This is a genomic window from Armatimonadota bacterium (assembly GCA_016125185.1).
Lineage (GTDB): Bacteria > Armatimonadota > Fimbriimonadia > Fimbriimonadales > Fimbriimonadaceae > Fimbriimonas.
In genome coordinates, this window is record WGMG01000001.1 from 257,709 (window position 1) to 283,521 (window position 25,813).

Annotated in this window: 22 protein-coding genes, 1 tRNA gene and 1 pseudogene; 16 read left to right on the forward strand and 8 right to left on the reverse strand. The window is 54.1% G+C overall.

Going from position 1 to position 25,813, the window contains the following annotated elements:
* Positions 1-8 precede the first annotated feature (8 nt).
* From GC165_01125 to GC165_01135, 3 genes and pseudogenes are all read left to right on the forward strand, one after another.
* Positions 9-521, forward strand: a complete 513-nt coding sequence (locus GC165_01125; GenBank protein ID MBI1331461.1) for a hypothetical protein — start codon at positions 9-11, stop codon at positions 519-521.
* 411 nt (positions 522-932) lie between these two features.
* Entirely contained in the window at positions 933-2,249 is a 1,317-nt protein-coding gene (locus tag GC165_01130) for a DUF4263 domain-containing protein (protein MBI1331462.1), read from the forward strand.
* A 397-nt stretch (positions 2,250-2,646) separates the two neighbouring features.
* Positions 2,647-3,855: pseudogene (locus GC165_01135) on the forward strand (site-specific integrase).
* Positions 3,856-4,584: 729 nt separating this feature from the next.
* On the opposite strand, the gene GC165_01140 reads toward GC165_01135, so the two are convergent.
* On the reverse strand, positions 4,585-4,860 hold the full coding sequence (locus GC165_01140) for a hypothetical protein (protein MBI1331463.1): 276 nt from the start codon (positions 4,858-4,860) through the stop codon (positions 4,585-4,587).
* 299 nt (positions 4,861-5,159) lie between these two features.
* On the opposite strand from GC165_01140, the gene GC165_01145 reads away from it, so the two are divergent.
* Complete coding sequence (locus GC165_01145) at positions 5,160-5,363, forward strand: hypothetical protein (GenBank protein ID MBI1331464.1); 204 nt, start codon at positions 5,160-5,162, stop codon at positions 5,361-5,363.
* 43 nt (positions 5,364-5,406) lie between these two features.
* Here the strand turns inward: GC165_01145 and GC165_01150 are convergent, their stop codons facing one another.
* Positions 5,407-5,682, reverse strand: a complete 276-nt coding sequence (locus GC165_01150; GenBank protein ID MBI1331465.1) for a helix-turn-helix domain-containing protein — start codon at positions 5,680-5,682, stop codon at positions 5,407-5,409.
* A 142-nt stretch (positions 5,683-5,824) separates the two neighbouring features.
* On the opposite strand from GC165_01150, the gene GC165_01155 reads away from it, so the two are divergent.
* A complete protein-coding gene (locus tag GC165_01155; GenBank protein ID MBI1331466.1) occupies positions 5,825-6,754 on the forward strand; it encodes a hypothetical protein in 930 nt (309 codons plus the stop codon).
* Between the two features lie 481 nt (positions 6,755-7,235).
* Here the strand turns inward: GC165_01155 and GC165_01160 are convergent, their stop codons facing one another.
* The gene (locus GC165_01160) at positions 7,236-7,502 is read right to left on the reverse strand and encodes a hypothetical protein (GenBank protein MBI1331467.1); all 267 of its coding nucleotides are present in this window, start codon (positions 7,500-7,502) and stop codon (positions 7,236-7,238) included.
* A gap of 166 nt (positions 7,503-7,668) precedes the next feature.
* On the opposite strand from GC165_01160, the gene GC165_01165 reads away from it, so the two are divergent.
* On the forward strand, positions 7,669-8,544 hold the full coding sequence (locus GC165_01165; protein MBI1331468.1) for a hypothetical protein: 876 nt from the start codon (positions 7,669-7,671) through the stop codon (positions 8,542-8,544).
* A 389-nt stretch (positions 8,545-8,933) separates the two neighbouring features.
* Here the strand turns inward: GC165_01165 and GC165_01170 are convergent, their stop codons facing one another.
* Positions 8,934-11,339 carry a TraM recognition domain-containing protein gene (locus GC165_01170; protein ID MBI1331469.1) on the reverse strand — a complete coding sequence of 802 codons (2,406 nt, stop codon included), beginning with the start codon at positions 11,337-11,339 and terminating at the stop codon, positions 8,934-8,936.
* 2 nt (positions 11,340-11,341) lie between these two features.
* The gene (locus tag GC165_01175; protein ID MBI1331470.1) at positions 11,342-12,544 is read right to left on the reverse strand and encodes a YARHG domain-containing protein; all 1,203 of its coding nucleotides are present in this window, start codon (positions 12,542-12,544) and stop codon (positions 11,342-11,344) included.
* 82 nt (positions 12,545-12,626) lie between these two features.
* On the opposite strand from GC165_01175, the gene GC165_01180 reads away from it, so the two are divergent.
* The 3 genes from GC165_01180 (at position 12,627) to GC165_01190 (ending at position 14,074) form a co-directional block, all read left to right on the forward strand.
* The gene (locus GC165_01180) at positions 12,627-13,010 is read left to right on the forward strand and encodes a hypothetical protein (protein MBI1331471.1); all 384 of its coding nucleotides are present in this window, start codon (positions 12,627-12,629) and stop codon (positions 13,008-13,010) included.
* The gene (locus tag GC165_01185; GenBank protein MBI1331472.1) at positions 13,007-13,645 is read left to right on the forward strand and encodes a hypothetical protein; all 639 of its coding nucleotides are present in this window, start codon (positions 13,007-13,009) and stop codon (positions 13,643-13,645) included. The genes GC165_01180 and GC165_01185 overlap by 4 nt, the downstream gene beginning before the upstream one ends.
* 147 nt (positions 13,646-13,792) lie before the next feature.
* Positions 13,793-14,074 carry a DUF3892 domain-containing protein gene (locus GC165_01190; GenBank protein MBI1331473.1) on the forward strand — a complete coding sequence of 94 codons (282 nt, stop codon included), beginning with the start codon at positions 13,793-13,795 and terminating at the stop codon, positions 14,072-14,074.
* 701 nt (positions 14,075-14,775) lie between these two features.
* Here GC165_01190 and GC165_01195 read toward each other — a convergent pair.
* Complete coding sequence (locus tag GC165_01195) at positions 14,776-15,183, reverse strand: hypothetical protein (protein MBI1331474.1); 408 nt, start codon at positions 15,181-15,183, stop codon at positions 14,776-14,778.
* Positions 15,184-15,275: 92 nt separating this feature from the next.
* Here GC165_01195 and GC165_01200 point away from each other — a divergent pair, with 92 nt between their 5' ends.
* The 3 genes from GC165_01200 (at position 15,276) to GC165_01210 (ending at position 19,155) form a co-directional block, all read left to right on the forward strand.
* Entirely contained in the window at positions 15,276-16,820 is a 1,545-nt protein-coding gene (locus GC165_01200; GenBank protein ID MBI1331475.1) for a hypothetical protein, read from the forward strand.
* A gap of 1,188 nt (positions 16,821-18,008) precedes the next feature.
* Positions 18,009-18,102: transfer RNA gene (locus GC165_01205), tRNA-Sec, on the forward strand.
* A 99-nt stretch (positions 18,103-18,201) separates the two neighbouring features.
* Positions 18,202-19,155, forward strand: coding sequence for a hypothetical protein (locus GC165_01210; GenBank protein ID MBI1331476.1), 954 nt, complete (start codon positions 18,202-18,204; stop codon positions 19,153-19,155).
* Between the two features lie 8 nt (positions 19,156-19,163).
* Here GC165_01210 and GC165_01215 read toward each other — a convergent pair whose 3' ends face one another.
* Entirely contained in the window at positions 19,164-20,048 is an 885-nt protein-coding gene (locus tag GC165_01215) for a hypothetical protein (GenBank protein ID MBI1331477.1), read from the reverse strand.
* A gap of 220 nt (positions 20,049-20,268) precedes the next feature.
* Here GC165_01215 and GC165_01220 point away from each other — a divergent pair, with 220 nt between their 5' ends.
* On the forward strand, positions 20,269-20,850 hold the full coding sequence (locus GC165_01220; GenBank protein ID MBI1331478.1) for a PEP-CTERM sorting domain-containing protein: 582 nt from the start codon (positions 20,269-20,271) through the stop codon (positions 20,848-20,850).
* Here the strand turns inward: GC165_01220 and GC165_01225 are convergent, their stop codons facing one another.
* Positions 20,851-22,701, reverse strand: a complete 1,851-nt coding sequence (locus GC165_01225) for a glycoside hydrolase family 9 (protein MBI1331479.1) — start codon at positions 22,699-22,701, stop codon at positions 20,851-20,853.
* Between the two features lie 109 nt (positions 22,702-22,810).
* Between GC165_01225 and GC165_01230 the strand changes: the two genes are divergently transcribed.
* From GC165_01230 to GC165_01240, 3 genes are all read left to right on the forward strand, one after another.
* Positions 22,811-23,218, forward strand: a complete 408-nt coding sequence (locus GC165_01230) for a hypothetical protein (protein MBI1331480.1) — start codon at positions 22,811-22,813, stop codon at positions 23,216-23,218.
* Positions 23,219-23,453: 235 nt separating this feature from the next.
* Complete coding sequence (locus tag GC165_01235; protein ID MBI1331481.1) at positions 23,454-23,915, forward strand: 2-amino-thiazoline-4-carboxylic acid hydrolase; 462 nt, start codon at positions 23,454-23,456, stop codon at positions 23,913-23,915.
* A gap of 319 nt (positions 23,916-24,234) precedes the next feature.
* On the forward strand, positions 24,235-25,725 hold the full coding sequence (locus tag GC165_01240) for a hypothetical protein (GenBank protein ID MBI1331482.1): 1,491 nt from the start codon (positions 24,235-24,237) through the stop codon (positions 25,723-25,725).
* Positions 25,726-25,813: the final 88 nt, after the last annotated feature.

The following is a 25,813-nucleotide window of genomic DNA, read 5'->3' on the forward strand; positions in this document are numbered from 1 at the left end:
AGACGATATTGCCGGGCAAGGATGCCAAACCTCTAATTCTCGATACTTCGGTACTCGTCAATTACGCCCATATTGATCGGCTCGACCTCTTGGTTGGTGCTCATGTCGAAACGCGCGTAGTCGAGCAGGTTCAAACTGAACTCCAGAGGCAAAATCAAAAGAAAGCACTAGAAAGAGCAATCACTAATGGAACCATCTTGCCCTGCGCAGTGGAAGACCTAGAAGACATCGCGGAAGCATTCAAAATTGTCTATGACGACCGGCGAGGCCGAGGCGAGGCATTTTCCTTTGTTTACGCTAGATCGACAGGCGGAATTTTGGGCATTGACGACAAGAGAGCCATGTCGCTGTTCCAGCGTAAATTTCCCGAACTTGCTACTGCCACATCGAAGGATCTAATGGTCAAGGCCATCAAGAACAAGCTAATCACGATTGCTGAGGCTGATGAAATTAAGGGGATTTGGGAACAAGAATGCAGATACAAGCTTCTCTTTGAATCCTTTTCCGATTTGTTCAAGTAAAGGCAATTGGCCAATACAATCAGAAGTGTCGACTTAAGTCCCAATTTTGCCATCCCACGCATGTGATCGCTATAGGTCCCTGCCCTTCCGGTATAGCTCCGCGAATTCATATATGTATCGCTAAGCGACACCGCACCGCATTCCATCAATGCCAGAAAGGGCGCTTATGTGCGGACAGATGAGCATGGCCAGCGGTTTGAAGGTGAATTACCAACATCGGTAGCAGACGAAAGCTCTATGAAGCGGCAAAGTGCTACGACTTCTGGCAACCAGCCTCAAAAAGCGCCGGCTACCAAGACTGCGTCTCAGTTCTCAAGTAGGATTGGTCCACTTCGGACTGACGGAGATTTCAGCTAATTTCAACCGAAACTTGCATTGATGAGATAAAGACCCTACACTATTTTTGCCGTTATGGATCAAGAGCTATATCAAGAAATTAAAGATGCGTGGCCCGATGTCGTCGGATATATGGACCCGACCGGCGAGCGACTGAGCTACATTACTGTTTTCCACGATTTTGTTTGGCCCGGTACCAAGCAATTTACCAACGGCCAAAACCTCACAAAAGTCGTTCGAGATACTCGGAACAAAGAAAAACGACCTGCGATCCTGCTCACGAACACCGGCCAGAAGACGATCTTTGAAACCGAGAGTTGGCATGTTTTTGTCCTGTGTGAGAAAGCTTGCAGAGAACATTGGCTGAACGAAGAAGCGGCCTATTCCCACATTTATAAGGAAAGGTTTGCCGGGTTAGAGGCTACATTGTCTAACCTGAGCGACGAAGAAAGGCTCGCCGCCATTAGCCAATTCATCAACCCGAGGGCTGTCGCTCATTACTTTGCACTGGACCCGAGCCGTCTCGTGCAGGTCGTCACAGAGTGGCAATCGTTGCCCGAGAAAACTGCTGAGCTTATCGCTCAGATACCTGCAGCCGAAACTGGTGTACCCGACAATGACAACTTAGGGACTGCTCTAAGCGCAATTCAGATTGTTCAAAATACCGATCCTCAGCTATTAGAGGCCGTTTGCAGACTCGCAGGCATGATATCCCCAGATGACCGGCGAAAACTAATGACGGAGCTTGCCAATTCCGCCGACGGAGTCCGAGATTTAACGATTGTTTTCGGGGAAAGTATTGAACGAAGATTGGACAATCTGGAAGCCATTGCTCGTGAATATGAGGAGAAGATCAAGTCCGCATCGGAAACGGACATGCAGGACTTCATTGAAAAGCATCCCTGGATTCTAGGATTGGAATACGCGTCCATTGCCGGGAGGAGGGATATGGGTTCGGGTAAGTGTGATTTCCTCTTACAGCGACATGACGGCGGTTATGACATTGTCGAGATGAAAGGACCGTCGGACCTTCCAATAGAGCCAGCTACGCCAGAAGGAAACGTCGTCCCACCAAGCAGTTTGCAAATCGGGAAGACACTGGCTAACGCCGTAGCACAGGCCCTGAATTACAAAGTCCTCCTTGGCCTCGGAATTCCGAACAAAGGCATTTCAGCCTGCCAGGACCCAAAAATCGTGATCTTGTTAGGAAAAAGCGATACCTGCGTTGGTCTTGGCGCAGCTGTCTACACAGAGTTAAAAGAAGCCCTCCACAACGTTGAAGTCATCAATTACGACCACGTAGGGAGACGAGCCTTGGGCATTGTTAATGCCATGAGGAAGTATTTGGGCCAGATCGAACAAGAGATCGAAAGGAAAGCCACCGTTGCATAAGATCAATCGGCTAGCCCTCTAAGAATTAAAGTCGTTCAAAGTTCTCGTAGCCTAGATTTCGTGATGCAAGCAACGTTGGCTATTGCTTGTTTATTAGATGTCTAAGGTATGTCCCCCTCGGGGCCTAAGTAAATCTTAATCCGATCCGAGAGTGCGGCAATGGAAATCGACACACTGACTGACACATACCAATTCGATCGGAAAAAAAGTGAAGTAAATTCAATTGGTTAAGTACGGCTTCGGGGCCACCATTACCAACTTAAAATCTGGACATCTGATCCTACTCGACTAAATTCATCAATCAATTCAACGAGTTCCGCTTGACATTCAACCAATTCCGAGCTACACAGTTCTTACACAAACTGACACACCTTAGGCTGAATCGGAGACTTGGTCAATGGCTGAACGGCACCGTTTCATGGACGGCAAACTCCACCTCTACCAGCGGGAGAATAGCCGACATTGGCAGTGCTCAACTTTCCTCAACGGAAAGAACTGGCGAATGTCAACCAAAGAGGACAGTCTCGCCAAAGCGAAAGACGTGGCCCTCGACTGGTTCTTCACCCTCAAAGGAAAACACCACGCCGGACAGCTGGCCGTAGGCAAAACCTTCCAATATGCTTCCGAGGAGTTCCTCAGAGAGGCGGAAGCTCTAATCGCACACGACCGTGGAAAGCACTACATTCGTGGACACAGGGACCGACTTCGAGCCCAGCTTATTCCCTTCTTTGGCACTATGATCCTCACTGAGATTAAGAGTGGGGTGGTCCTCGATTACCGAGTGCACAGGGCGACCTCGAAGCGAGACCCCCAGACCCGGGAATTCATCAGGCCAGCCAAGAGCACCATCCATCAGGAAATTGTCACTTTACGCCAAATCCTGAAAATGGCCCAGCGACGCGGGTGGATCGAACACTTGCCCGATCTTTCGGATCCATTCCGCCAATCGAACAGAGCTGAACCAAGAGCATGGTTTACCCAGGCGCAGTACAGGGCGCTGTACGAAGCGACTCGAGGCCGAGCATTGAATCCGCCGAAGGAGCGCTGGCGTTGGTCGTGCGAGCAGTTGCACGACCAAATCCTTTTGATCGCGAACTCAGGTTTGCGTCCAGACGAGGCTAATAATCTTGAGTTTCGCGACATTGAAATCATTTTCGACGAAACGACCAATGCAGAAATCCTTGAAATCGAAGTTCGAGGCAAACGCGGCTATGGTCCCTGCAAAACCATGCCAGGGGCCGTACTGCCTTTCAAACGATTGCGCGAACGGCTTCGAGCCAAAGACCAGAATGGTCGGACCTTAGAGGGACGCCACTCTGCCCTGCCCGCCAATGTCCGTCAGGCGAAGCCCGCACCAGCCGACAAGGTCTTTCCCCACTCGCATACGGAACTCCTTAACGAAATCCTTGAGGAGACTCAATTGAAGTTTGACCGCGATGGTCGGCCGCGAACCATGTACTCCCTACGGCACTCATATATTTGCTTCCGACTCATCGAGGGGGCCGACATCTACGCCCTCGCCAAGAACTGTCGAACCAGCGTTGAGATCATTCAGAAACACTACGCCTCACATCTGAAGTCTTTGATCGACACAGCCGCCATCAACACCATGCGCCCCAAAAAGAAGGCAATCAGGAAATCCAATGGCTCCAAATTAACCAAAGGAAATACGCGAAAGCGAAATCCCAATCTCTCCAAGAAGCTATTGCGCGAAAGCTAGTCCAAGGCTATCTTCCTACTCGTGCGGACGTGGCGGAATGGTAGACGCAACGGACTTAATCACATTGAGTGCCCATCGGGAAACCGATGGTGTAGAACTGCCCAAATTCGGGGAAGCCTGAAATGGTAATCCCGAGCCAAGCCCGGTAGCGGGAAGGTGTAGAGACTAGACGGGCAGCGCCTAAGGCTCAAACTATGGCGAAGGGATAGTCCAGACCACGAACGCCGAAGGGCGGCGGCGAAAGCCGAAGTGGTATGAAAATCCGTCGGAGGAAACTCCATGTCGGTTCGAGTCCGATCGTCCGCACCACTACCCTACTCAACCTCCTTAAAAACGAAATCCCACCCTCCCGACCCGGGCGGCTTCACCGCAAAAGGTGCGGTTGTCATGCGACGGGAATCTTGGCAAAGGGACAGGCATGAAAAACGATCCGATCATAGTTCGCCAACACCAAAACGAAACTTTCCAGTCGATGAAAGATTTGCTTGATGCCCTTCCCGACCTTACGTCTAAGCGCAGGATCGTCGCCATGTTGGCGGCAAGCATTGATTTCGAGATCAAGCAGCCGCGAACCATTTCCCGACCGAAGCCCGGTCCAGGGCCGCGAAAACGCTACTAAACTTCCGGTTCACCAGCCAGTTGGTTATAAAAGTTTTCTACATCCTTCGGCTTTCCGTACACTAGGTCGACTGTCACAAATTCCGATTGGTCCTCTGCGACTTCTAGGGCCCTTCGTCGAGCTTCGAGTGCAGTCAGTCTTTGCCACTGCTCAACCATTCCAGATGCAGGGGTTCCCATTGGAACCTTGGACATCTCGAATTCAGTTGCCGCCTGCTGGTAGAGGCGAATTGCATCCTTCTTGCCTATTGTCCTAGTCTCAAACTTTCTCACTTTCTCTTTCGTACGTTCGTCCCTCCATTTTCATTTCGATTGAACACGTCATTGATTTCCCAAACCTCCTATTGCCGTAGGGAAAAACCACCAATTCAGATGACGGGTATCACGGCGGGTGATCGTTGCAAGGGTGAACTCTTCGAGCGCGGGCGGCGTTCCCCGAGTTTCGGGCTTTGCCCTGCAACCCGGGTGATACCCCTTGCCGCAACGCGCCCCTGAACGCCCAATCCCACTGCCGTGATCGAACCCTTGTCATCCGGCGGGAATTCACTCGCTGGCAACTAACGGAGGTTCACATGAAACCACAATACGAAGCATTCACCGTTCGCGAAACGGAAACCAAAACCGTCTGGACACGCATCGGCGTTGCTTTTGACAATCGCAAGAAGGGTCTGGCTGTCTTCTTAGAAGCTATGCCGCCAGCGGCTGACGGTCAGTACAAAATCCTACTTCTTCCGCCTAATCCGCTCAGAAGCGACGTGACCGAGATCAAGGAGTAGTCCTTAGATTAGTTCCAGCCGGCGTAGGTCGGCTGGAACATTTCTACGCGAACTTCTGTGTCGGCGCGTCCGTTGTGCGATCAACGGTCACACCGCGCTTCTCAAGTTCGATGAACAGTGTGCTGATTTCCACACCGAGCCCTCGGGCAATCTTTCCTACCACTTCAATCGACGGCATCTTTGATCCACGCTCGATATGGGTCATGTAAGTGCGGTGAACGCCGCACCGGTAGGCAAATTCCTCCTGACTGATTTTCAATGCCATGCGCTTGTCGCGCACCAGTTTCCCGAACTCCTGCGATAGCGACAGTTCCGCCATGCCCTTAGCGTGGGTCGTGTTGCATTCTATCGTCTACATTCTATAGACTGGTGACTTGAAGTCACATAATCCATTTTTCAACGAGGACTACCGGCCAGACTTCACCCCTGAGGACGATCGGCAACCAAGACGGATATTGGTCATGACGGAACGTTGTCTAGGCGATACCGTCATGACACTGCCACTGATCAATCTGTTGGAGACGCGGTGGAACGAATTGTCGTTTGTCGCGCCCGGCTACGCCGGTTGCTTGCTTGCCGCACCAAACCGAAGGTTTCTTCCGGCGCAGAAGGCTTCGGGATTTCGGCAAGACCTCGCCTTCGCGCGAACATTGCGCCAGCACCGCTTCGACACAGTGATTGTTGCCAAGGCCAGTTTTCGGTCTGCATGGATTGCGAAACTATCCGGCATCCCACGTAGGATCGGTCTTGCTTCGGAAGGTCGCGGCTTTCTATTAACGGACACCGTGCCATACGAGCAAAACGCCTACTATGCCTATTCGATGCTCGACCTGGCGCGGCCACTTGGCTTCAGCTTGAAGCTAGAGCGTCCACGCTTCATGCCGAGCGGAAATATCAATGAAGCCGCGATGTTGCTCGACGGCGCGACGATCGGGATTCAGCCTGGCGCAACTTCGGAGCGGAAGCGCATTTCACCCGAGGTTCTTCGACTGCTCGTTCAATGTTTGCACTCCAGCGGCCAACGCGTCGCGCTTATTGGCGGACCAGATGAGCGGAGCTATGCCGATGCTTTGCTTGATGGCTTGAATTGTCCTGTCGTGGACCTGGTCGGCAGAACCGACTTCTCAATGCTGGCCGCGGTCGTGTCCCAGTTATGCCTGATGGTTGGTGGAGACACGGGCGTTCTGCATCTTGCTGCCGCAACCGGAACAACGACCGTTCAGGTGTTTGGACCGACGCAGTATAAGGGCTGGGGAAATCTCTACGGAGCGAACCAGGTGCTTGTCGCCCACGACGGCAATGTCAAATCCATCACGGATGAACAGTTGATCCAGACTGTTTACAGGGCTCTGTCCGCTTCAAAGGAACCAAAAAGTGCCCTCGCAATTTGAGGGAGCACCCTTTGCGAGGGCGAACCGCCGTTCATCCATGATGCGCAAGGCGCGGCAGGTTTGCAGTGAATGCTTGCTCCGTTTGCGCTGTCCGGCGTCACGGTTCCCTTTTGTCGGCTGGAGGTGACGGCTAGTGCCTCGCAAGCTCGCACATAGCGCCGAATACCTCGCTCAGGCTATCGCCCTCGCTACCAGCCAAGGAAACCGGCCCCTCGGCCACCAGCGCACTTCGCCCACGTCCAGGAGCATACCGCCGTAACCGCCAGCGCATCTCGCCCTCACTGCTCCGGCCCTTTGACGACCTCGCTACGCTCGCCCGCACAATTGTTTCCCTTTGCCCAACGAAGGCTTGGATTGCCGCGACGGTCACGGGTCAAGGGCGGCGGAGCCGCTTGCGAAACCCTTTACGCGCTGATCCGGCGCGGCGGATAATCCGGCCATGGGCAAAGGGGGAAGTGCATACCTTTGTATGTGTAGTCCGCTACTCACCGGTTGGCGATCCGAAGTCGAACAGCATTCGGTCGCGGGGCTTTGTTAGCCGTTGGTCGAGGAGTTTTCGCACCCAGGCATCGAATTCCGGGCGGTCCTCCATTTCCTGCAAGACGATCGCGCCGATGAGAATTTTCCGGCGTGTGTCCTGTTTTCTTTTGCTGACGCGCGAGATTGCCTTCAGCCGATGGACTTCTGCATCGATGACCGCACGTCGTTTAACAAGATTCTCTATCTTCGATTCTGCGTTTGTACGCATGAGTAACACTCTTCATTACTACTCTACGTAGAAGTAGTTAACTGTTCGTAAACTTTTGCGCGATAACCTGACCGAACATCGTAAGGGCGCACTTATACATTGCGATGCAATGGTGCGGCAGGAGACCCTGCACCCGAGAGTCGAAAAACATACAGGAGCATGACGCATGTCAGCCTATTTTCATTTCACCGTAAAGGTGATTTCGCGGTCCACCGGAAGGTCCGCAGTTGCTTGTGCTGCATACCGCGCGGGCGACAAACTTCATGATCGGCGTTACGGAGCAACGCACGACTACGTACCGCGCAGAGGCATCCCTGAGAACGGGATAGTCGCGCCGCAACATGCACCCGTATGGGCGAGAAACCGTGAAGAACTTTGGAACCGCGTGGAAGAACGCGAGAAGCGCAAGGACTCCCAGTTAGCGAGAGAGTTTGAGGTTGGCTTTCCGCAACAATTGAGCGCTGAACAACGGCGAGAATTGCTGAGCGAATTCATCGAACAGGAATTCACATCCAAAGGCTTGGTTGCAGACTGGGCGATCCACGCGCCGAACCGGAAAGGCGATGAGCGCAACTATCATGCCCACGTTATGACGACGATGCGGGTGGTTTCCGAAGAAGGCTTCGAGGCCAACAAGGACAGATCGCTCAACTCCGATGATCAGTTGCGGCATTGGCGCGAAGCATGGGCGGAGAGGCAGAACGATATGTTCGCACGCTATGGTATTCAGGGCGAGGACGGCAAAATCCTGACTGTCGACCACCGGAGCTACGAAGCCCAGGGCAGTGAACAGGAGCCGACCCATCACCTGGGCGTACACGCGACTTCGATGGAACGTCGTGGCATCCAAACTGAGATCGGGGATTTGAACCGAGAGATCACTGAACGGAACCGATCAAGAGAGGGCCAGGCAAATCTTCCAGCCGGTACTTCCACAAATCGGCGCCTCCAACAATTGGAGGAAGAACGAGAACAATGGCGTTGCCAAATGGCGCAGGAACAAGAAAGGCACAAAACGTTTGGACTCGATCCCCAGCTTTGAAAATGAAAGATGCAACATCAGGCTTTATAGGGACGTAAATTTCTTTCGATGAAGATCAAAAGAAATGATTCAGATTTCGTCGTAGTCGTCGCCGAACAAGGTGACATCGTAAACATTGGAAGCGTGGATGCTTCGTCATCGTATCATCCCACAGAGGACTGTGTAATCCTAGAGATCAAAAATCCTGGTGGAGGGCCGCATATTGAAATCGCGATCCCGAGCAGCCTCTGGTCCAATTTCGAAAATGGCATAAAGGGCGGAGTACATCAGAGTCCTCCGGCAACCTTGTAGCTACTATGGCCACCGTCGGTAAATTGGCGGTGGCCCCGCACGATCAGTCATTTTGTGTTCACTTTTTAGCAATATCAAAAATGAGATGCAACCTGCGGCTATCCAAATTTGGGCTCTAACTTAATCACATCCCGGCGAGGGGCCCTGGCACGGATGGCGACCATGAGGGCGAGGTTTTGTTCGGCGAGGAGCGTTGATATTTCTTCAGCATGGATCAGCGGAACGGGGCGAACAGACGACGATATGCCTTCATCAGCTTCCCTGTAGTCGCGTGGATCGGCACTGGCGCTTTGCTGGTTGGCCTGTGCCTGGCGGGACTTTTCCATAAACGGAGCAAGGGGCGATGCGGCTGGTAGTGCGAATTCACGCATGAAGGTCTGGCGACGGCTTGCGGCGATTGAGCCGCTGAACTGCGAAGCGACAATGGAATCCTTCACTGATATTCCCGGCGCGGTTTGCACCGCCGCTTTCCATACTGAGCCCGCGCGCTTTGCCATGAATTCATCCGTCGCAGGGGATCGCCCGGTTAGCGACAATGCGTTGCCATAGACCGCCAGCCACTTTGCGGCGGCTTTGTCGCCGAGCTTTTCCGTAATGCCCTCGATGGTCTGGGTTGCCCCGACCATCGCCAGACCCAGGGAACGTCCTATCGAAAGCATGGTCGCATCGTCTTTCGTCGCAACCTCCTGCGCTTCATCAATCAGGAAGACGACCGGCACCGAATTTGTCGATTTGCCTTCCGCACGTTCTTTCAGGCGAGAATAAATCCTGGCCTTTAGGAGAGCAGTTACGACTGCACCGGCTCTACCGTAACGATGGGCGGGGATCAGAAAGCCTAGCCTGCCGCCTGTCAGCGGCGAAAAGAGATCGAACGAGTCTTCGCCTTCTTTTGCTTCAGCCCATGCAAGCAGTTCAGGATGCGCCGTGATTGTCGCTATCCAAGTCATGGCATGCGACATAATCCCAGACTTCGGCTTTTCATCCATGACGCTCCATTCGTTCATGAAGTAACTCACCGCCTCAGAAACCAATGGGTCCTTGGCGACGGCTTTTAGGTCAAGCCGGTCGATAATCTTCTTCAATTCCTCCTGACTGGTAGCCAGTTTGCCAATGCCGCTGAGCGTCCACCAGGAACCGCCGATGAAACGAGCGAGCACTGCCGCGCGGCGCAAAAGCCCCGCCGCGCTGTTGCTCCAATAGGGATCGCTTTCCTGGCCCGTGGTGAGAACGTCGACGATGGTGTCTACGAGTTCAGCCGGGCTAAGTCCCGAAACGAGCGAGAATTTAGATTCCGCCGGATCGACGATCTGCATTCCCGCGAGCGATTTCAGTTCACCGGGCAAAGAAGCTTTGCCGTCCATCACCACAAGACCGACACCCTTCAGCGAAGAAATCTGATGTGCCAGCGGCCGCAGAATGCCGCTGGTCTTTCCCGAACCCGTTCCGCCCAAAACGAGAAGGTGGTTTTGCAAATCGCGCAGGCTCAAATCAAAGGGAACGCCAACGGACGGGGCATAGGAGTCACCCCGCGCGGCCAAGATGCCTGTCGATTTGCCAAGGCGAAGGATCGGCGTTTTGTCGTTCATGGCTTCGGCGATCTGCATCATTCGCGCCTGCTCCTGATGCTTCGACCATTCGATGCCGCCAGCGGCAACAAGCACTGCGCCCTCGACGGCTTGCCGCCGATCGAGCTCTTGGGAGCGGATCGTTCCTGGGTTCGTCGTCCGCTTGGCGAGCATTCCCCAAAGTGCGGGCAGTATCAGGACATTGAGGCAAGGCATCAGGCAGAGAAAGGCACAGGTCATGAGCGCCATCGAACAGGAACGCCAGCCCTGGACAATCTCTGAAGCGACCAGAGAGTTTGCGTCGGTTTCAACAATTTCCGATGAGATCGGCCTGCCTTCATTGGTGTACCAACTGTGCCGCCAAATATCCGCGAGGTCTTGCGGCGCTCCTTTCGGAACCGCCTTTAAAAAGCACCGCTGAACGGCTTCTTTGGCTTCTTCCCTTATCTTCGCAACGGGGATTCTCAGCAGAACATCCGGCGCGCTCGCCATCATGGATTTCGCATAAAGCACCAAATAGACGGGCGGCGCGAAGAACAGAAAAGGCAGAATCGCTCCAATCACCTTTGCGGCATCGAAGCTGTCGGAATTGCCTCTCAAACCTCCCATTCCGTTCATAGATGTAAAGGAACTTCCCGCTACAAACGAACCGCCGAACAGCATCAGCGCATACCATGCAAAACAACTGACTATCGCAACCTTGAGGCCCTTATGCAAAGCCGCCGTCTGAAACTTGTGCACCTGTGCCCCGATCAGCCGGGCCACGAGACGGTGATAGGTCTGCCGCGCAATCTCACCCGTACTTCCATCGTGCATGGGCGACGTCAGGATCAGGGCATCCAAACCGCTATGCCGCCAGAAAGTTGCATCACCGCCGAGATGCGCCATGCTTTCCCGGACTTCGGTGATCATTTGGGTTGCTTCGTCCATTGTCTGCATCGTCAGTTACCCAGGTTCGCCTCGCTCATCAGCTTCATCATGCTGTCCATCGTGAATTCCGAAAGTTTTGTCTGGTCCAGCCAGGCTTTTCCCTTGTCCGCAAACTGCTTTGCCATCGCTTCGTAAAGATCGCCCGCGCGGTGGGCGCTGTCTCTCTCGTTCAAAGTCATTTGGTGATCGAAGATGTCTGAATCATCACTGGTCGTCGGGTGGTACCAGGGAAACTGCGAGAAGAATTCGGTCAGGTCGCCTCCTTGAAACCGCAGACCACGAAAGGCAAAGAATGCGTTCTTGAACCGATGTAGATCTTCAATGGTGAAGCTACGGAAGAGCTGGCTTGCCCGTTTGGCTGTGCTCGACGCGTCGTCGTCTCCAGCGGCACCCAACATCGTTATCAGACTTTCCTTGCGGCAAAGCAGGGCAAGCTCGGTAACGGGATTCATATCCACCGAGACCGTCTTGGTGTCTGTTGAACCGTCCGCGCCGTAGGCGACGAGCTTGCAATCGCCGGAAGTCTCGACGGCGACCTCCACCGTCTTGTCGGCGTTGAAGACAACGCCATCCCGGCTGTCATTGCTGACTTCCACGCCGCCCTGCGAAATCGTGACCCGATTCACATTCGACGCGACATATTCAAAACTGACGGTCTCATATGGCTCTTCTCCAATCCGGCTCGAAACAGCCTTGAACCTATCAATTTTTGGCGAACCGTCTTGGCTTAGGTTCGTTGCGGTGCTTTCGGGTGGCGAACTCACGGTCGAGTCATTGGTTTCGCTTGCCGAGATGTTGCTCTCTTGGCTAGCGACGGGCGTGTTGCCAAGGTCCGAACTCGCCGCAGTGTTATCGCCAGAATTAGAATTGGATGCGATCAGTGCACCGATGCCGCCCACGCAAACCAGCACCAGTACCGCCAGAATGATGATGATCGGCGTACTGTTGTTCGCCTGGCGGGTCGGCACTTGCGGCACATATCTCTGTTGCGGCGGAGTGTAGGCATAAGCTGGGGGCAGTGAAGGCGCCGTCGGAGGCGGCGTATTCGGAACCGAGTGTTGCGGTCTTTGGGGTGGCGTGACCTGAGGTTGCGGGGCATGGGGTACCGACTTGCCCTTACCGGCAATCGTCGCCCCACAGGTATTGCAAAAAGGGCTTCCCTCAACCATTTCCGCCCCGCAGTTGGGGCAGTAGTAAGCCACAATGCACGCCATTTTACCGAAACATTTACGTCACGAAACATTCACTGGAGAAAATAGACACGTTTCTTTATCATCATTTGAGTAAGGAGGAGCAATGACCGAAACTCACGACAGAGAGGCGTACGTCCGCGACGAAGCTTTCCTCGCCGACTGGCGAGCCGTCTTCCACCCAAACATCAAAGGCTTGCCCGACTACGGATTAGGTTCACTTTCACCCGATGTTGAGGACTATTGCCGACGCCTATGCGAGGCAAATGGGATGAACTACCAACATCTCAAAGACCGGTTTGGCGTGGAAACACAGGTCATTTCTTCGCGAGATAGGAACCCAATCAATTCGCATCTGCTTGAAAAGGGAGTTGTGCCAATCAATCGGTTGGACGAGTTCTTCGTTGGGTATTTTCGTGGTGCATTAAAGATGGCCGTTGAAACAAGAGGGCGGCAATATGTTTCCGTTCCACGTAAAATAGATAAATGAAATATGGTAGGCATCACGTAGAAACCTACAACCGAAGTAATCCCCATGACGAACGCGTTCTCGACATGCAGGAACAAGTTGCAAAGCTCAATGCCATGAATTGGCAACAGGGGGCAAACGAAAGTCCAAGTGAATTCAAGCTCCGCGTTGAGCAGGCTTACGATAGCCTAGCTGATCCTCATATCTCGGCGGATGGAGATCGAATAGAACGCTTTGCAACGCGAAATCAATGGATCAAAGACCACTACGCCCAGATAGCAGGAGAGCGTTTTCTTGGAATTCAGCAACAGCCGGACAATGATCTGAAGGTTGGCGGGCAAGTCGCGCGTAGGCAGGAACTTGAAACCTTCGAAGCGAATGCACGTGCAGGCAAAGACCCAGAACTCAACGCAGTAATTGACGACTTGACCAACCAGCAGGCGGCCCGACAGGAATACCTCACCAATCACGTCATCGGTCCGGCACAGGAAGCAAAGCTCAAGGAGCTCGGCCTCGACAAGGTCGAAGAACGGGTCAGCAAAGAAGACACGGAAGTGCAACACAGACTGCGAGCCCTGGAGGAATCGCGTCAGGCGTTCCATGACCGGATTTCAGACATGGGGCGCACTCACGGACAAGAGCATGAACTCGAATAGTCTCTCTACTTGAAAGTAGCCATGTTTCGACGCACACCTTAGTAGAACATATAGACAAAATGAAACGCTATGGCTAATTCTGGCGTACTGAAATCTAATCGCGAATAGAGGGAATACCCTCATTGAATTCGTGGGTGGAGCAATCTAATGAGCATTGAAGTCAAGTGCATCAACAAGACAGATCGACAAAACGCGCATGAGCGCATCTCTCACGTTGGAGGAGTTAATGACGATGGCGCTCGATGGAAGATCACGCAGCAGGAAGCGATTGACGGAATCGAGTCCGGTAAGTGGTCCTTCCATGTCACCCGTGGCGGTAATACCGTCAAGGTGGTCGTCTCAACGAGCCGGTACGGTCACAAGTACATCAAAACCGTCAGCGACGGTGAACAACCGGACAATCTGTTGTCCTTGCCTGAGTGTCCCTAAGGGCCTGGTGCTTTCGACATTGGGCGGTCAAATTCTTGACCGCCTATTTTCGTCTAGTTCGGCCCGCTTTCCGTAGCAAGCGACTAGCCTGTACTGGTCCATGAAGTCGCCAAGGAAGATACTGAGCGCGGCGCGTCCATGACGGCGATTTTGACCAGCCAATTAGTGTTCCGTTTCTTCGGAAAGGTTGTGGCAGTTAATGAGCGGCGGGTGTCAAGTCGCCGAATTTGATGGGGTCAGTAACAAATTGATAGCCTCAACTCCAATGGGCCAACTACACTAAAGGTAACCTGACTGACTTTCCTGCGCCAAAAATCTAATATTGACAATATTTCTGTCAGCGATTATAGTAATCTCTGGTTTTTGGCTGGCCATGGTGCAATTGTGCTTTTGGCTATTCAATAATGATCACATGGCACACAATAAGGAGCTTGCTATGACGGACTCGCAAAATCGGAGAGCAATTTACATCGGTTCTCAAGAAGCTTCCGTCAAACTGCTTTTGTCAGTCATGACCGACGACCAACTTAACCTGGCAGATGAATTGGTCGACCATATGTCCTCAGCATCAAAGGAAGGGCAAAGGGGCCAGCCGATACGGGTCAACTCTGCAGATTCATCCCGACGATTGCTGATGTCGGTCATGACTGAGACTCAAAGGAAAGACGCAGAAGATCTCGCAGAGAGGCTTGCCGCAGGAGCTAATTCGAGCAATCTTGACCATCCTTGAATGGGAACGACATGATGGCAAGTATGCTGGAGAGTTCTTCATCCTTTGGAAAAAAACTTACCTCGTAGCCTTTAAGCTCCAATGTCTTGGCGTAAGCTAGAACTTCTTTTCGATCTGCGGATTGTCCGTCAGAAATTTTCGTCTGGTTAATGATGGCAATCCATGCATTTAGAACTTTTGTCGAGGCATCGCAAAGCTTCCCTCTCACGTCAAGCGCGAAAAGTATGTTCGTTTCATGCGTCGGCGAGGCTGGTTGACGAAGCGAAGAAGGAGCAAATCCTATGTGAGCGTCATCTTTCATGAAGTCAATGAAGACCTCAATACTCATGTCGCACATAACGTTAAATCCCGAGCCGTGTACAACAATCGCTTGTTTCATCTCGAAATCATTATAGGAGACTTTATGCAAAGTTGACAGACATGTTCGGCACTTCTGCCAGATTTTTCGGTCAAAATTGAGTTTCAGCAGAAATGAGACAAAAGCCACATAACCCTAAATCGCACACATTTGGTCATTACCTGATCACGGTACTTAAACAAAATCGCTTCCCAATGGAGTACCTATGTGATTGGATCGCAAAATCCAGCACTCAGCGCAGTTACAGCACAAAATTTGGAGTGAAGGAGCATCTTCGAACCCTTAGGGATAAGTCTGTGCCAGTCACGCAATATCCACTTTACGGCTCCATAATTGCATTCTTCGAAGCTCACGACTTGGAAAAAGTAGCCGATCGTCTCAAATATATCTTTCTGGTACAGTCTGAGGATCAAGGGCTGGTCCATCCTCCATTCAGTGACTCACCAAGGCTGGAAGAAGATCTCCTTTGGCTATATCGCCCTCCTGTTCACGAAGCAGTTGTTCAGCGTCACTATGACCTTTGGAAATTCAAATGTTTCAATGGGGACCACGACCTATATCGGAGGTCTATGGCCTTTTACCGAGAACAAAGCAATAGCGTTGTACATGCTCCAATAAGGAGAAGAATGTCTGTCGACCTTGCCAGGGCCGCTATTCTGCATGGTGACTACATTTTTGCCTTCCTCGTTGTTCATAGATTTGGCACTGCATTCCGAGAACACATAAAGTTTAAAACTGGGCGCTTTGGGGCAGATGGCGGATATGAAATCGCATCCGAAGATTATCAAGCCTTCTTGCAATGCCTGCAGATAGTTGCAACATCGGTTTCACATCTTTCATTCAATAACCCATTTTATCCTTCAATCGCCTATTTTGCAGAAGCTGATCAAATGTTGCAGAATGCCCGCGAAGGAGAAATGATTGATGAGCAGGCATACATAAAGCACTGGTTCAACCTAAAGGTTCGGTACCTAAGGATGTTATCAAGATGTCAACTCCTGTTCGAACCAGAAGCCCTAAAGGACAAGCCAATTGATGGCGAGATTTCAGGGACCCTTGAGCAGATCGAAGAGTGCCTCGCAAAGGGATATGAGCCGCCAGACAGTTTCGTCCTAAACGACACACGGGCGAGAGTCCATATTCTTCGCGAAACTCCAACTGATATTGCCTTTGCAGAAAAGTACTTTAAGTATGCATCCATTGCTAGAAGAGAGATGGATTCCGAAGACCGGCTGAAATTTGGCGAGCCTTCAAAACTAAGACGATTGCGATCCGAGACCACAAGATCGCTACTTCAAGCTGTGTTGTCGGTTCACCAGCACACCAGCGCGGAACCAAGATCTGATCGGATTGTCCTTGCTAATCAAATCCTAAACGATTTGATAAGAGAAATTGGGCCAGATAACACTTGGCACACGAGATTATTGATTGCCGAAGTTCAGCGTAAAATTGACAGTATCGCAGGGCATTTACAAGGTAATGTCGCACCAAATATGCAAGGAATCTTTTCAGAAGACAACGAACAGAGTCTGCGAGAGAGAATCGAACGCCGATCCAATTCATATCAGGAGATCTTTTTCGCGGTAGAGGACATGGATGCCCATCGAATTGCCCTCGAGCAATCTGCGTTTCTGACGAGAGCTCCCTTCCAAATCTGAAAACGTGAAGGGCGATGAGGCGCTTAAAGAGTTCGAGGACCTTCTCAGAGCCAAAGGCGCAAAACTAAATACACCTAACCGACACTAAATAGCGAGGAACCAAGAGAACGAAGTCTTGTCAAATGCGGTGTCCTAAAATTTCAGGTTGGACGATTAAGGCGAGGGGGGGATTCATCCAGCGAAAATTGAAACGCACATCATGCTGAACAATGGGACTCAAAAACCGCGATTTTGTCAACAAAAATGTGTTATCTTTTAGGTAACACTTTTGATAAGAGCTTTTGTGGAAACACGAAGGTTTGAAAAATCAAAAGCAGAGGACATGGAGTTCCGCTTTTCAGAGCGGAACTCGGACGACAAATGATAGCTGAAACTATCCTTTGATGATTGCGATGCAAATCGCAATCGCGAGGACCAGAATGGCCGCCGCCGTTAGCAACTGCGCGAACCTCTCTGGTTTGCTGAATTTAATCATTCTAGTTTTTCATTCCTTTTGGGTCGGTTGTTCCACCAACCGACCCTTCTCCTTCTGCATCTTTGGATTAGAAGTCAATATTCGTATTGTACCGTAACGCTTAATGGTTTCCAAAAAATGAGACTTTACGCATTCTCTTTGTCATTAATTGCTACACTGATAAGTTACTCTACGCCCCTGTGATGTTGTCAAGCACGCCTATCGTCTTAGGTTTAGAAGCGATTGAAATTTCAAAGAATGCCATCTTTGTGATGACAAGCTTGTACGGTCACCTTTCCGTAGCAACACCAGAATTATTAGCTGGCCGCTTTGGTCCGTAAAGGATGGTACAGAGCGCGGCGCGTCCTTGACGGACCTTCGCCGCCATCAGATTGGTACCCGTCTGCTACGGAAAACAACCGTGGGAGGCTCTCCTGTGCTTGATCCTATGATCTTAGGTTCCCCTGGTCTTCAGTCATTTGTGAATCTTATAAGATTCCTGACACTGGTAGGATCGTTCGATGCCGGGCGCTGAGCCAGACGAATTCGGCGCCGGAACTCTGCGTAATCGGGGTAGAGTTTGATGATCGAGTCTATAAAGAGGGGACTGATAATGAGATTCAAGAGCGCGAATGGTTGGGAAAAAGGTTGGGAATTTCCCACCCTTTTGCAACACAAACCAGCACTTTGGGTTTGAATCTTTTCCTTGAAGATCAGGTTCAATTGAATTCAATGGGAGTGGTTCCTGTCTGGTGGCAGGCGCGGTCTTCAAAACCGTTGTGGCGTCCTCGGGCGTTGGGTGGGTTCGATTCCTACACATTCCCGCCAGCCAATAACGGCCGGCCACGGCCATTTGCTTTCCCCCCAAATCCTTCGGTAGAATGGCGTACCACTCGCCGTCAAGACACGACGCCTGATGCTTGCAAAATGGGGCAACGAATCTTAATTTCGACAACGGAGTACCTGGGGGACACCATCATGACCCTTCCGTTGATCGACCTCCTGGAGGCGAACTACGACGACGTCCGATACATGGCGCCGGGCTACGCCGCCCAGTTGCTAGCCTCTCCAAAGCGCCATTTTGTCACCCCGCCGCCCAAGTCCTCGTTTTGGGGCGACATTCAATATGCAAAGTCCCTGCGGGCCGAGCAGTTCGACACCGCCATCGCCGCCAAAACGAGCTTTCGGACCGCGTGGATTCTGCGACTGGCCAAAATTCCTCGCCGCATCGGCCATGCGATGGAAGGGCGAGGATTTCTGCTCACCGACCCGGTGAAGTACGAGCCGGGCGCCTACTTCGCGTTCACTTTGCTCGACCTGGCCCGCCCGTTCGGCCTGCCCATCAACTTCAAGTTTCCCAGTTTCCGAAACTTCACTAAGATCGAAGAGGCAAAGCAGTTGCTGGACGGCGCAACCGTCGCGGTCCAGCCGGGTTCAAAGATGGAGCGAAAGATGATGTCCAACGACCAACTCGGGGCCATCATTCAGTACCTTGCCGACCAGGGCGCTCGCGTTGCCCTCATCGGGGGGCCTCCCGAAACCGAGATCGCCGAGAGCCTGATCGCCGAGCTGAAGTGTCCGGTGGTGAATCTGGTCGGCAAAACCGACTTCCCCACCCTGGCCTCCGTTCTCTCCCAGTCCAAACTGGTGGTCGGCGGCGACACCGGCGTTCTGCACCTGGCCGCTGCCACCGGCGCGACCACGGTTCAGGTCTTCGGCCCGACCTTCTACAAGGCCTGGGGCAATGGCTACGGCGGCAATCAGGTCCTCGTCGCCCACGACGGAAACGTTCGCTCCCTGCCTGCTGACCTCCTCGTGCAAACCGTCGCCACCGCCCTCGATGCCGCCGAGAGGAAAGCCCTTCTCGCCACCGCCCGATAGCCCCCGAGCTACAGCTTTACGTCGTAGAACCGGGTCCACCACTTCCCGATATCAGCGTCAAAGAAGTAGACCAAGACCTTCGGTTGTTTTCCAACCATCACCAACGCCGCCGACAGCTTGTCGGGAACTCCCAGGTCGCGCGACCGAAGAATTTTGGTGCGTTTAGTACCGAACTGAACCCAGTTGACCGCCGACGTTACCACGTCTTCGGTCGTCGCCGTCTTATCGAGTGGAAGGTTCGGCATGATCCCATTCCGCCAAAGTCCACCCTGCGACTCGAAGATCGGCTTCACCGAGTCGATCGCCGCATCCCATTTCTTCAGGTCTTCCGCACTCGGGGTCACAGTCGGTGCCTCCCGCACAGATAGGTTGATTGGCATTGTCAGGGCAGGTCCGATCCATTCGTGATTGCCCGGACCAAATGGCGGATCCAGTCGAACGTTCACGCTAATCTGATAGTATCCCGGCGGTAACTTCCGTCGCTTGGTCTTAAGGCCATCGCGAGGCCCCAAGTTTTCATAGGTGAAGGTGTAAGCCGGGTCGTTAAGGTCCACCGGAATCTCTAAACTTTCGCCTGGCTTCAGTTGTTTGTGGTCCAGCGCGGCCGAGTTTGACACCTCGAATCGTACGCTCCACGGTCCCGGGCTTTGCTTGGTCGCGTCCAAGCGGAGGAACACGACATGCCACTTCCAGTAGGCGTTAATGTCGTACAAGTTTACGTAGTCGGACCATTGGTTCTTAAAGGTGATCCTGAATAACGGCTGCTCATCATTGGTGATCTCGTAGTAGCTACTCCACAAAGAAACTGATATGGCGGTAGCCGGAACCTCGGTGGCCGGTTTAGCTGATGCCTGCTGGCAGAGAAACGGGGCGAAAACAACTAACCCAATCATAAAGCCCCTCCTTGATTAGACGTATCGAATGCCGTATCGTTCTCAATTGACATAGACTCAACTTGTGGCTTGGAGCAAGTCGAGAAGTTCTGATATGTGAGAGCCAAAGGGCTGTAGGCTCGTCCAAACAGCCGGGATTGCAACGGAATTGTTGGCAGAGGACCTATCGCATTACAGAAGTCCATTGAAATCTAAACGACAGTACTATAGACTTCCCGCAATGAAACTTTTTACCATTGCTTTCCTGGGGATAGCTCCGGTGTTCGCGTCCGCCACGATGATCACGTTCGACGAGTTCGGGACCCAGCCTGCACTCTTCGATAATGCCAGCCCCGTAAATGATACATATCTGCCCCAGGGCGTTCGCTTTCGCGGCCCGGGCGGATCGACTGAAATTGGTGGAATGATGCTCAACGACAGCACGTTCACCGTCAAGGCCCACAGCGGAAACAACTTTCTGGCCATGCTCTCCAGCTTCAACCCAGAACAACTAACCTTCACGACCCCGCAGAACGCGGTCTCGATCTACGCCGCCAGCGTCGATACCCACGCCGGCACTTTCGTCATGGCCGCCTTCGACGCCAACGGAAACCAGATCGACTCCGACACGCTCACCTTGGCGCGAGGCGTCTGGGGTCAGCTTAGCGTCACCGCTCCTTCCATCTCCAAAGTCACGCTGACCGAGACCTCGGGCGTCTTCACGTTCGTCTACGACGATCTGAACTTCAGCCCCGTCCCCGAGCCGGCGAGCTTCGCCGTCCTCGCCATTGGCGCGCTGGCTCTGATGCGACGACGTAAATAGCTACTTCGCGAACTCAGCCAACAGTCGCACATACATCGCCTGGTAGTAGATCGCCGGCTCGCTGAGCTCCCATGAACTCTCCGGCCAGCCCAAAGCCGTGTCCATATACGCCTTGCCGCGCGGTTGCCCTTTCACCCACTCCACCGACGGCTTTCCGTCCGCCGCTTTACCGCCGAACGACTGGTTCGGGCCTCCCACCACGTACCCAGGAGGCGGATTTCCGTCCCATTTCGATCCCACTCCGTACCGTTCATGGTAGATGTGCATCATCGAAAGCTCGGCCCCGTACTTCTTCATGTTCGAGAGATACACGCACGAAAGCGGGTTCACGCCGTGAAACGAATGGAGCATTCCCGCGGCCCGAACCCGAAGCTTGGCCGCTGTAGCCGAGTCCACCACATGCGCCGCCTGCAGCGCCACCACGCCCCAAGCCGCTCGAACAAAGTTGCTTCCCCAGTGGTAGTTGTCCTTGGACATCCACGCCCGATACAGGTCAGCCGAAGGGTCCGGCGCGAATTGGTCGCTGGCTGCCGACCGCACCAAAACGTCCTTGATTTTCTTCACCAGTCCCGCATCGGCTCCCGGCAGAGACATGTAGTCCACCAGTGCCTCCGCCGCCCCCGACTCGTACGGGCTCCACAAATATTCGGTGAGCTGGCGCGCCGCACCCGCTTTTGCAACCACCGCCTTGTTGTACGTTTCATCGCCGGTCAACGCGAACAAATGCACCGCCGCAAAGGCCTCCATTCGGTCCTGCTCCTCGGCTGAGCGGTTGGCGATGCCACTCTTGATCTCTCCGGTATCGGTCTTGTACGTTCTGGGATTCGACCTGTACCAATCCCACGCTTTCTTGGCACGATCCGTCAAAAGCACGGAGTAGCCCGACCATGGCTTGAACTTGCCGTAAACCCGCGCCGCATGGGCGAAAATCGCGCACGTATAGATCGTCGCGCCCGAGTCCTTCGGTCCGTAATACCGCGGACGAGTGTCCTCACTCAAGGGCCACTTCCCGTTGTAGTCGATCTGCCCCATCTTGACCGGCACCGAGCCGTCCGGGAACTGCATCTTCAGCAACCAATCAAGCTGATACTTCACCTCATCCAACAGGTCCGGCAAGCCATTTCCCGACTCCGGGATGTTAAAGTCGTCGGTGAACGCCTTCGGGTTCGCCGTGTAGGCGTACAGCAACGGGTGGATCACGTCGCCATTGAACGGCGGATACTTGTCCGTATCGCCCGCGTCCATCCATCCGCCCGAGAGGTCGCGATCCTTCGACCGGTCGTCCTTCGCCTCCACCGACCGCGTCTGCTTGTCCTGCAGGTACGCCGCGCCGTCCACCCACGGCCCCTCGGCGTACTTCGCCTCGATCGGCGTCGCCAGCCGCTGGAAATAGTACATGCGGCACGCCGCCTTTAGGACCGGGTCAAACACCTTCTCCCCGATCTTGAATACCGGCGATCGCATTCGGTTCGAAACGTCGTAAACGTAGTACTCGCCCGGCTCCTTCAGCGACGAAAAATCGAACCACCACCCCTTGTCCCCCGACGATTCGTCTGTCGCGCCATCCTTCCACACCGTCGCCGAGCCGGAAAACACGGTCTTATCGTCGCTCCGCCGCCGAACCTGGAGAGTGTGTCCCGGCGTGTAATGGTCGCTCGCGTTATAGCCCTTCTGCGGATCGCTGATCACCGCCACCTTCGCGCCATCCAGCAGGTAGCCGAATTGATCGACGCAGATATGCCCGGTCACCGCGGGTAAACCCGGAATCGTCACACCTTCGAGACGGGGTACGGCGTAGGCTGGCAACGCGGACCCTTGGGCCGCCAGCAACATCGCAAGCGAGACAAGCACGCGGTCATTCTACAACGATTATTCAAAGCCCGATACACCGATAAATCGGAAAGGTCCTTGCCCTCTGGGACCATCAGGCGCAAAATGTGAACAAGGCCGCCTTTTCGACGTGGTAAAGGTTAAGGGCGAGATGATCACAATGGGTGTGAACGCAAGCATAGCAACGGTTTTCGACGAGCGCGAAGCACGAAGCGCAACGACCACGCAAGAGGCGCAGAAAGCAATGATCGCTTTCATCAAAGAGGGCCTCGACCCCCACTCCCGGCACAGCATCGCTGAGCGGTCAAAAGGCTACGATCTCTATCTGCCGTGGCTCATGGAGATCATTGAGTACGTCGCCCCGTTGGAAGGAAAAGACCCACTCCCTATCCCCAAATTGCACCGGCTGTACATGGACGCCGCATGGGATATGGTCATGCAGGGCCTTCTCCGCCCTGGCCCCAAGTCGATGGCGGGCGGAGCCGACCCCAACGCCTACGGCCGTGCCTACTCCCTCCGCGACGACGTCGAAATCTAAAGGCCCACCAGAAAGAAGTAGTTCATGAGGGAGGTCGGCCCACTGGGAGCTGTGAGCGTCTCGCTCACAACGGTAGTTTAGGGGTGTTGAGCGTCTCGAAGCTCCCGCCCTTGCAAAGAAATCATGGGAAGTGAGCGTCTTTCAAAAACCAAGCCGAAATAGGCAAACTTCTCGGAGCTTGACCACATTTCAATCACGCACCAATAGTCCAGGCCCAAAATCCGTAGAACATTCCGTGGAACCCAATCTCTCCATCCTCGAACGCCGCCGCATCGAAGCCGAGATCGTCAAGCCGATCTACGAAGCTTTGAAAGCGGAGTTCGGAGTCGAAACCGCTCAGCGAATCATCGCCGATGCTGTCAAAGCTAAGGCGATCGAGTTTGGAAAGTCCCTTGCCGAATCCGGCACCCCGAGCGTGCGTCATTTCGCCGAACTACTCCCGCTTTGGAAGCAGGACGACGCCCTCGAAACCGAGACCCTCACCCAGAACGACACCCAATTCGACTTCAACGTCACCCGCTGCCGCTACGCCGAGATGTACCGCGAAATGGGCCTCCAAGAGATCGGCCACCTGCTCAGTTGCAATCGCGACGCCAGCTTCTGCGACGGCTACGATCCCCGCCTCAAACTCACCCGAACCCAAACCATCATGCAGGGGGCACCCCACTGCGACTTCCGCTACCGTTGGGAAGAATAGCAATGCGCCCGTTCCCTCTCCAGATTCTCCGCAGGAAATCTGGAGGGTCCACAGTTGGAACTGCCACAAAGGCAGTTTTGGCGTGGAAGGGTGTCGTTCCGATTCCTAGGAACGACGGGAGGGGAAAATCCGCAATCAAATCTCAACGTCGACCAAAATCCTATCCCCGCCAAAAACTGTGATAACATATCGGTGGCGTTCGGAATGCCACCGGGTCCGCGGAAAGGACTGAGTCCATCCAAAATCGAGAAATTGGTCAACAGAAGACCTTTGTTGCTGCCTGTTCGCGGACCACGGGCGAAGTGCATCGAAGGTACATATGTCTGAACCCTTACCCGAGCGAGCCGACGTCCGGCAGCTCCGTATCCAAGCGAAGGAACTCCTCCGCGCTCTCCAAAAGGGCGATCAATCCGCCGACGGCCTAGACCCCGCTAAGGTCAAACTCGCCGACGCCCAACGCCTCATCGCCCGCAAATACGGCTTCTCCAGTTGGCCCAAATTGGTCGATCAGGTCGAAACTCCGGCCCTGCTTGAGCAATTCCAAAACGCCGTCCACAGCGGCGATGCCGCTGCTCTCGAGACCCTTCTCAAGAGCAAGCCGAACCTGCGCAAACACATCAACGACCCCATCTTCTCGTTCGATTCGCCCGCCATCGTGCCCGCGAGCCGAAACCCGAGGGCCAAGGAGATCGTGCCGATCCTCGTCAAGTATGGCGCTGACCCCAACCAGCGCACCGGCTGGTGGGCGGGCGGCTTCGGCGCGCTCGACCACGCGGATGACGAGGTGACCGACCTCTTGCTGAACCTCGGTGCGAAGTTCGACGTCTGGTCCGCCGCCTCGCACGGCCGCCTCGATGTCTTGCGCCAGCTCCTCGACCAGGATCCGAGCCTTGTCAACGCTCCCGGCGGCGATGGCATGCGCCCGCTTCACTTCGCCGCCAACGCCGAGATCGCCGAGTTTCTGATCGAACGCGGCGCGGACCTCGAACAGCGCGACGTGGACCACGAAGGAACGCCGATCCAATATCAGGTGCAACGCCCCGAGGTCCTTCGCGTCCTGCTTGCCCATGGAGCCAAGCCCGACGTCTTCACCGCCGTCGCGCTCGACGACCCCGACCTCCTCCGTCAAATCCTCAAAGACGATCCCAAGGCTATTGATGCTCGGGTTGGTCAGGGCGAGTTCGTCACCAAGAAGTCGAACGGCGGTCACATCTACGCCTACACGGCCGGGCCGACCATGACGCCCCATCAGTTCGCCGCCAAGCTCGGCCACCAAAAGGTGGAAGCCGTTCTGCTGGAACACGCCGCGCCCGCCCGTCGCCTGCTCGTCGCCGCCCTGCGCGAAGACGCAAAGGAGGTCGACGCCATTCTCGCTGCCCATCCCGATGCCGGAAGAGACATGGGACCCGACGCTCGAGCCCTCGCCGATGCGGCTCAAGAAGGTCGTGCTGAGGCCGTTCGCCTGCTTCTGAAGGCGGGAGTGGACCCCACCGCGCCCGGAATGGATTCGGGAAGCGCCCTCCACACCGCCTGCTGGTTCGGATACATCGACGTCGTGCGCCTACTTGTCGATCGTGTCCCGCTCGATCTTTGCGACGCCGTCCATGGCAGTCCACCGCTCGGCTGGACCGCCCACGGCTCGCAATGGTGCCGCAATCCCAAAGGCGACTATGTCGCGGTCGCAAGGCTCCTCCTCGAAAAGGGCGCCGACCCAACCGCCCCCGCCAATAAATTCGGAGTCTCGATGCTCAACCAAGCCGGTAAACGCGAAGACGTCAAAGCCGTCCTCCGCGAATTCGGTGCTTCATAAGAGAGACAGCCCCTCTGGGAAGGTGGGCGGATCGAACCGGAATCGCCCGCTCAAAGAGATGATCGGACGCTAAAACTTCGAGCGAGCC

Bases quoted from the DNA above. Each gene is read 5' to 3' on its own strand.
- GC165_01180 (MBI1331471.1), top strand. From the start codon at position 12,627: ATGACCGAAACTCACGACAGAGAGGCGTACGTCCGCGACGAAGCTTTC.
- GC165_01175 (MBI1331470.1), bottom strand. From the start codon at position 12,544: ATGGCGTGCATTGTGGCTTACTACTGCCCCAACTGCGGGGCGGAAATG.
- GC165_01145 (MBI1331464.1), top strand. From the start codon at position 5,160: ATGAAACCACAATACGAAGCATTCACCGTTCGCGAAACGGAAACCAAA.
- GC165_01185 (MBI1331472.1), top strand. From the start codon at position 13,007: ATGAAATATGGTAGGCATCACGTAGAAACCTACAACCGAAGTAATCCC.
- GC165_01170 (MBI1331469.1), bottom strand. From the start codon at position 11,339: ATGCAGACAATGGACGAAGCAACCCAAATGATCACCGAAGTCCGGGAA.
- GC165_01210 (MBI1331476.1), top strand. From the start codon at position 18,202: ATGGGGCAACGAATCTTAATTTCGACAACGGAGTACCTGGGGGACACC.
- GC165_01200 (MBI1331475.1), top strand. From the start codon at position 15,276: ATGAGACAAAAGCCACATAACCCTAAATCGCACACATTTGGTCATTAC.
- GC165_01190 (MBI1331473.1), top strand. From the start codon at position 13,793: ATGAGCATTGAAGTCAAGTGCATCAACAAGACAGATCGACAAAACGCG.
- GC165_01220 (MBI1331478.1), top strand. From the start codon at position 20,269: ATGAAACTTTTTACCATTGCTTTCCTGGGGATAGCTCCGGTGTTCGCG.
- GC165_01130 (MBI1331462.1), top strand. From the start codon at position 933: ATGGATCAAGAGCTATATCAAGAAATTAAAGATGCGTGGCCCGATGTC.
- GC165_01195 (MBI1331474.1), bottom strand. From the start codon at position 15,183: ATGAAACAAGCGATTGTTGTACACGGCTCGGGATTTAACGTTATGTGC.
- GC165_01150 (MBI1331465.1), bottom strand. From the start codon at position 5,682: ATGGCGGAACTGTCGCTATCGCAGGAGTTCGGGAAACTGGTGCGCGAC.
- GC165_01240 (MBI1331482.1), top strand. From the start codon at position 24,235: ATGTCTGAACCCTTACCCGAGCGAGCCGACGTCCGGCAGCTCCGTATC.
- GC165_01155 (MBI1331466.1), top strand. From the start codon at position 5,825: ATGACGGAACGTTGTCTAGGCGATACCGTCATGACACTGCCACTGATC.
- GC165_01215 (MBI1331477.1), bottom strand. From the start codon at position 20,048: ATGATTGGGTTAGTTGTTTTCGCCCCGTTTCTCTGCCAGCAGGCATCA.
- GC165_01165 (MBI1331468.1), top strand. From the start codon at position 7,669: ATGTCAGCCTATTTTCATTTCACCGTAAAGGTGATTTCGCGGTCCACC.
- GC165_01160 (MBI1331467.1), bottom strand. From the start codon at position 7,502: ATGCGTACAAACGCAGAATCGAAGATAGAGAATCTTGTTAAACGACGT.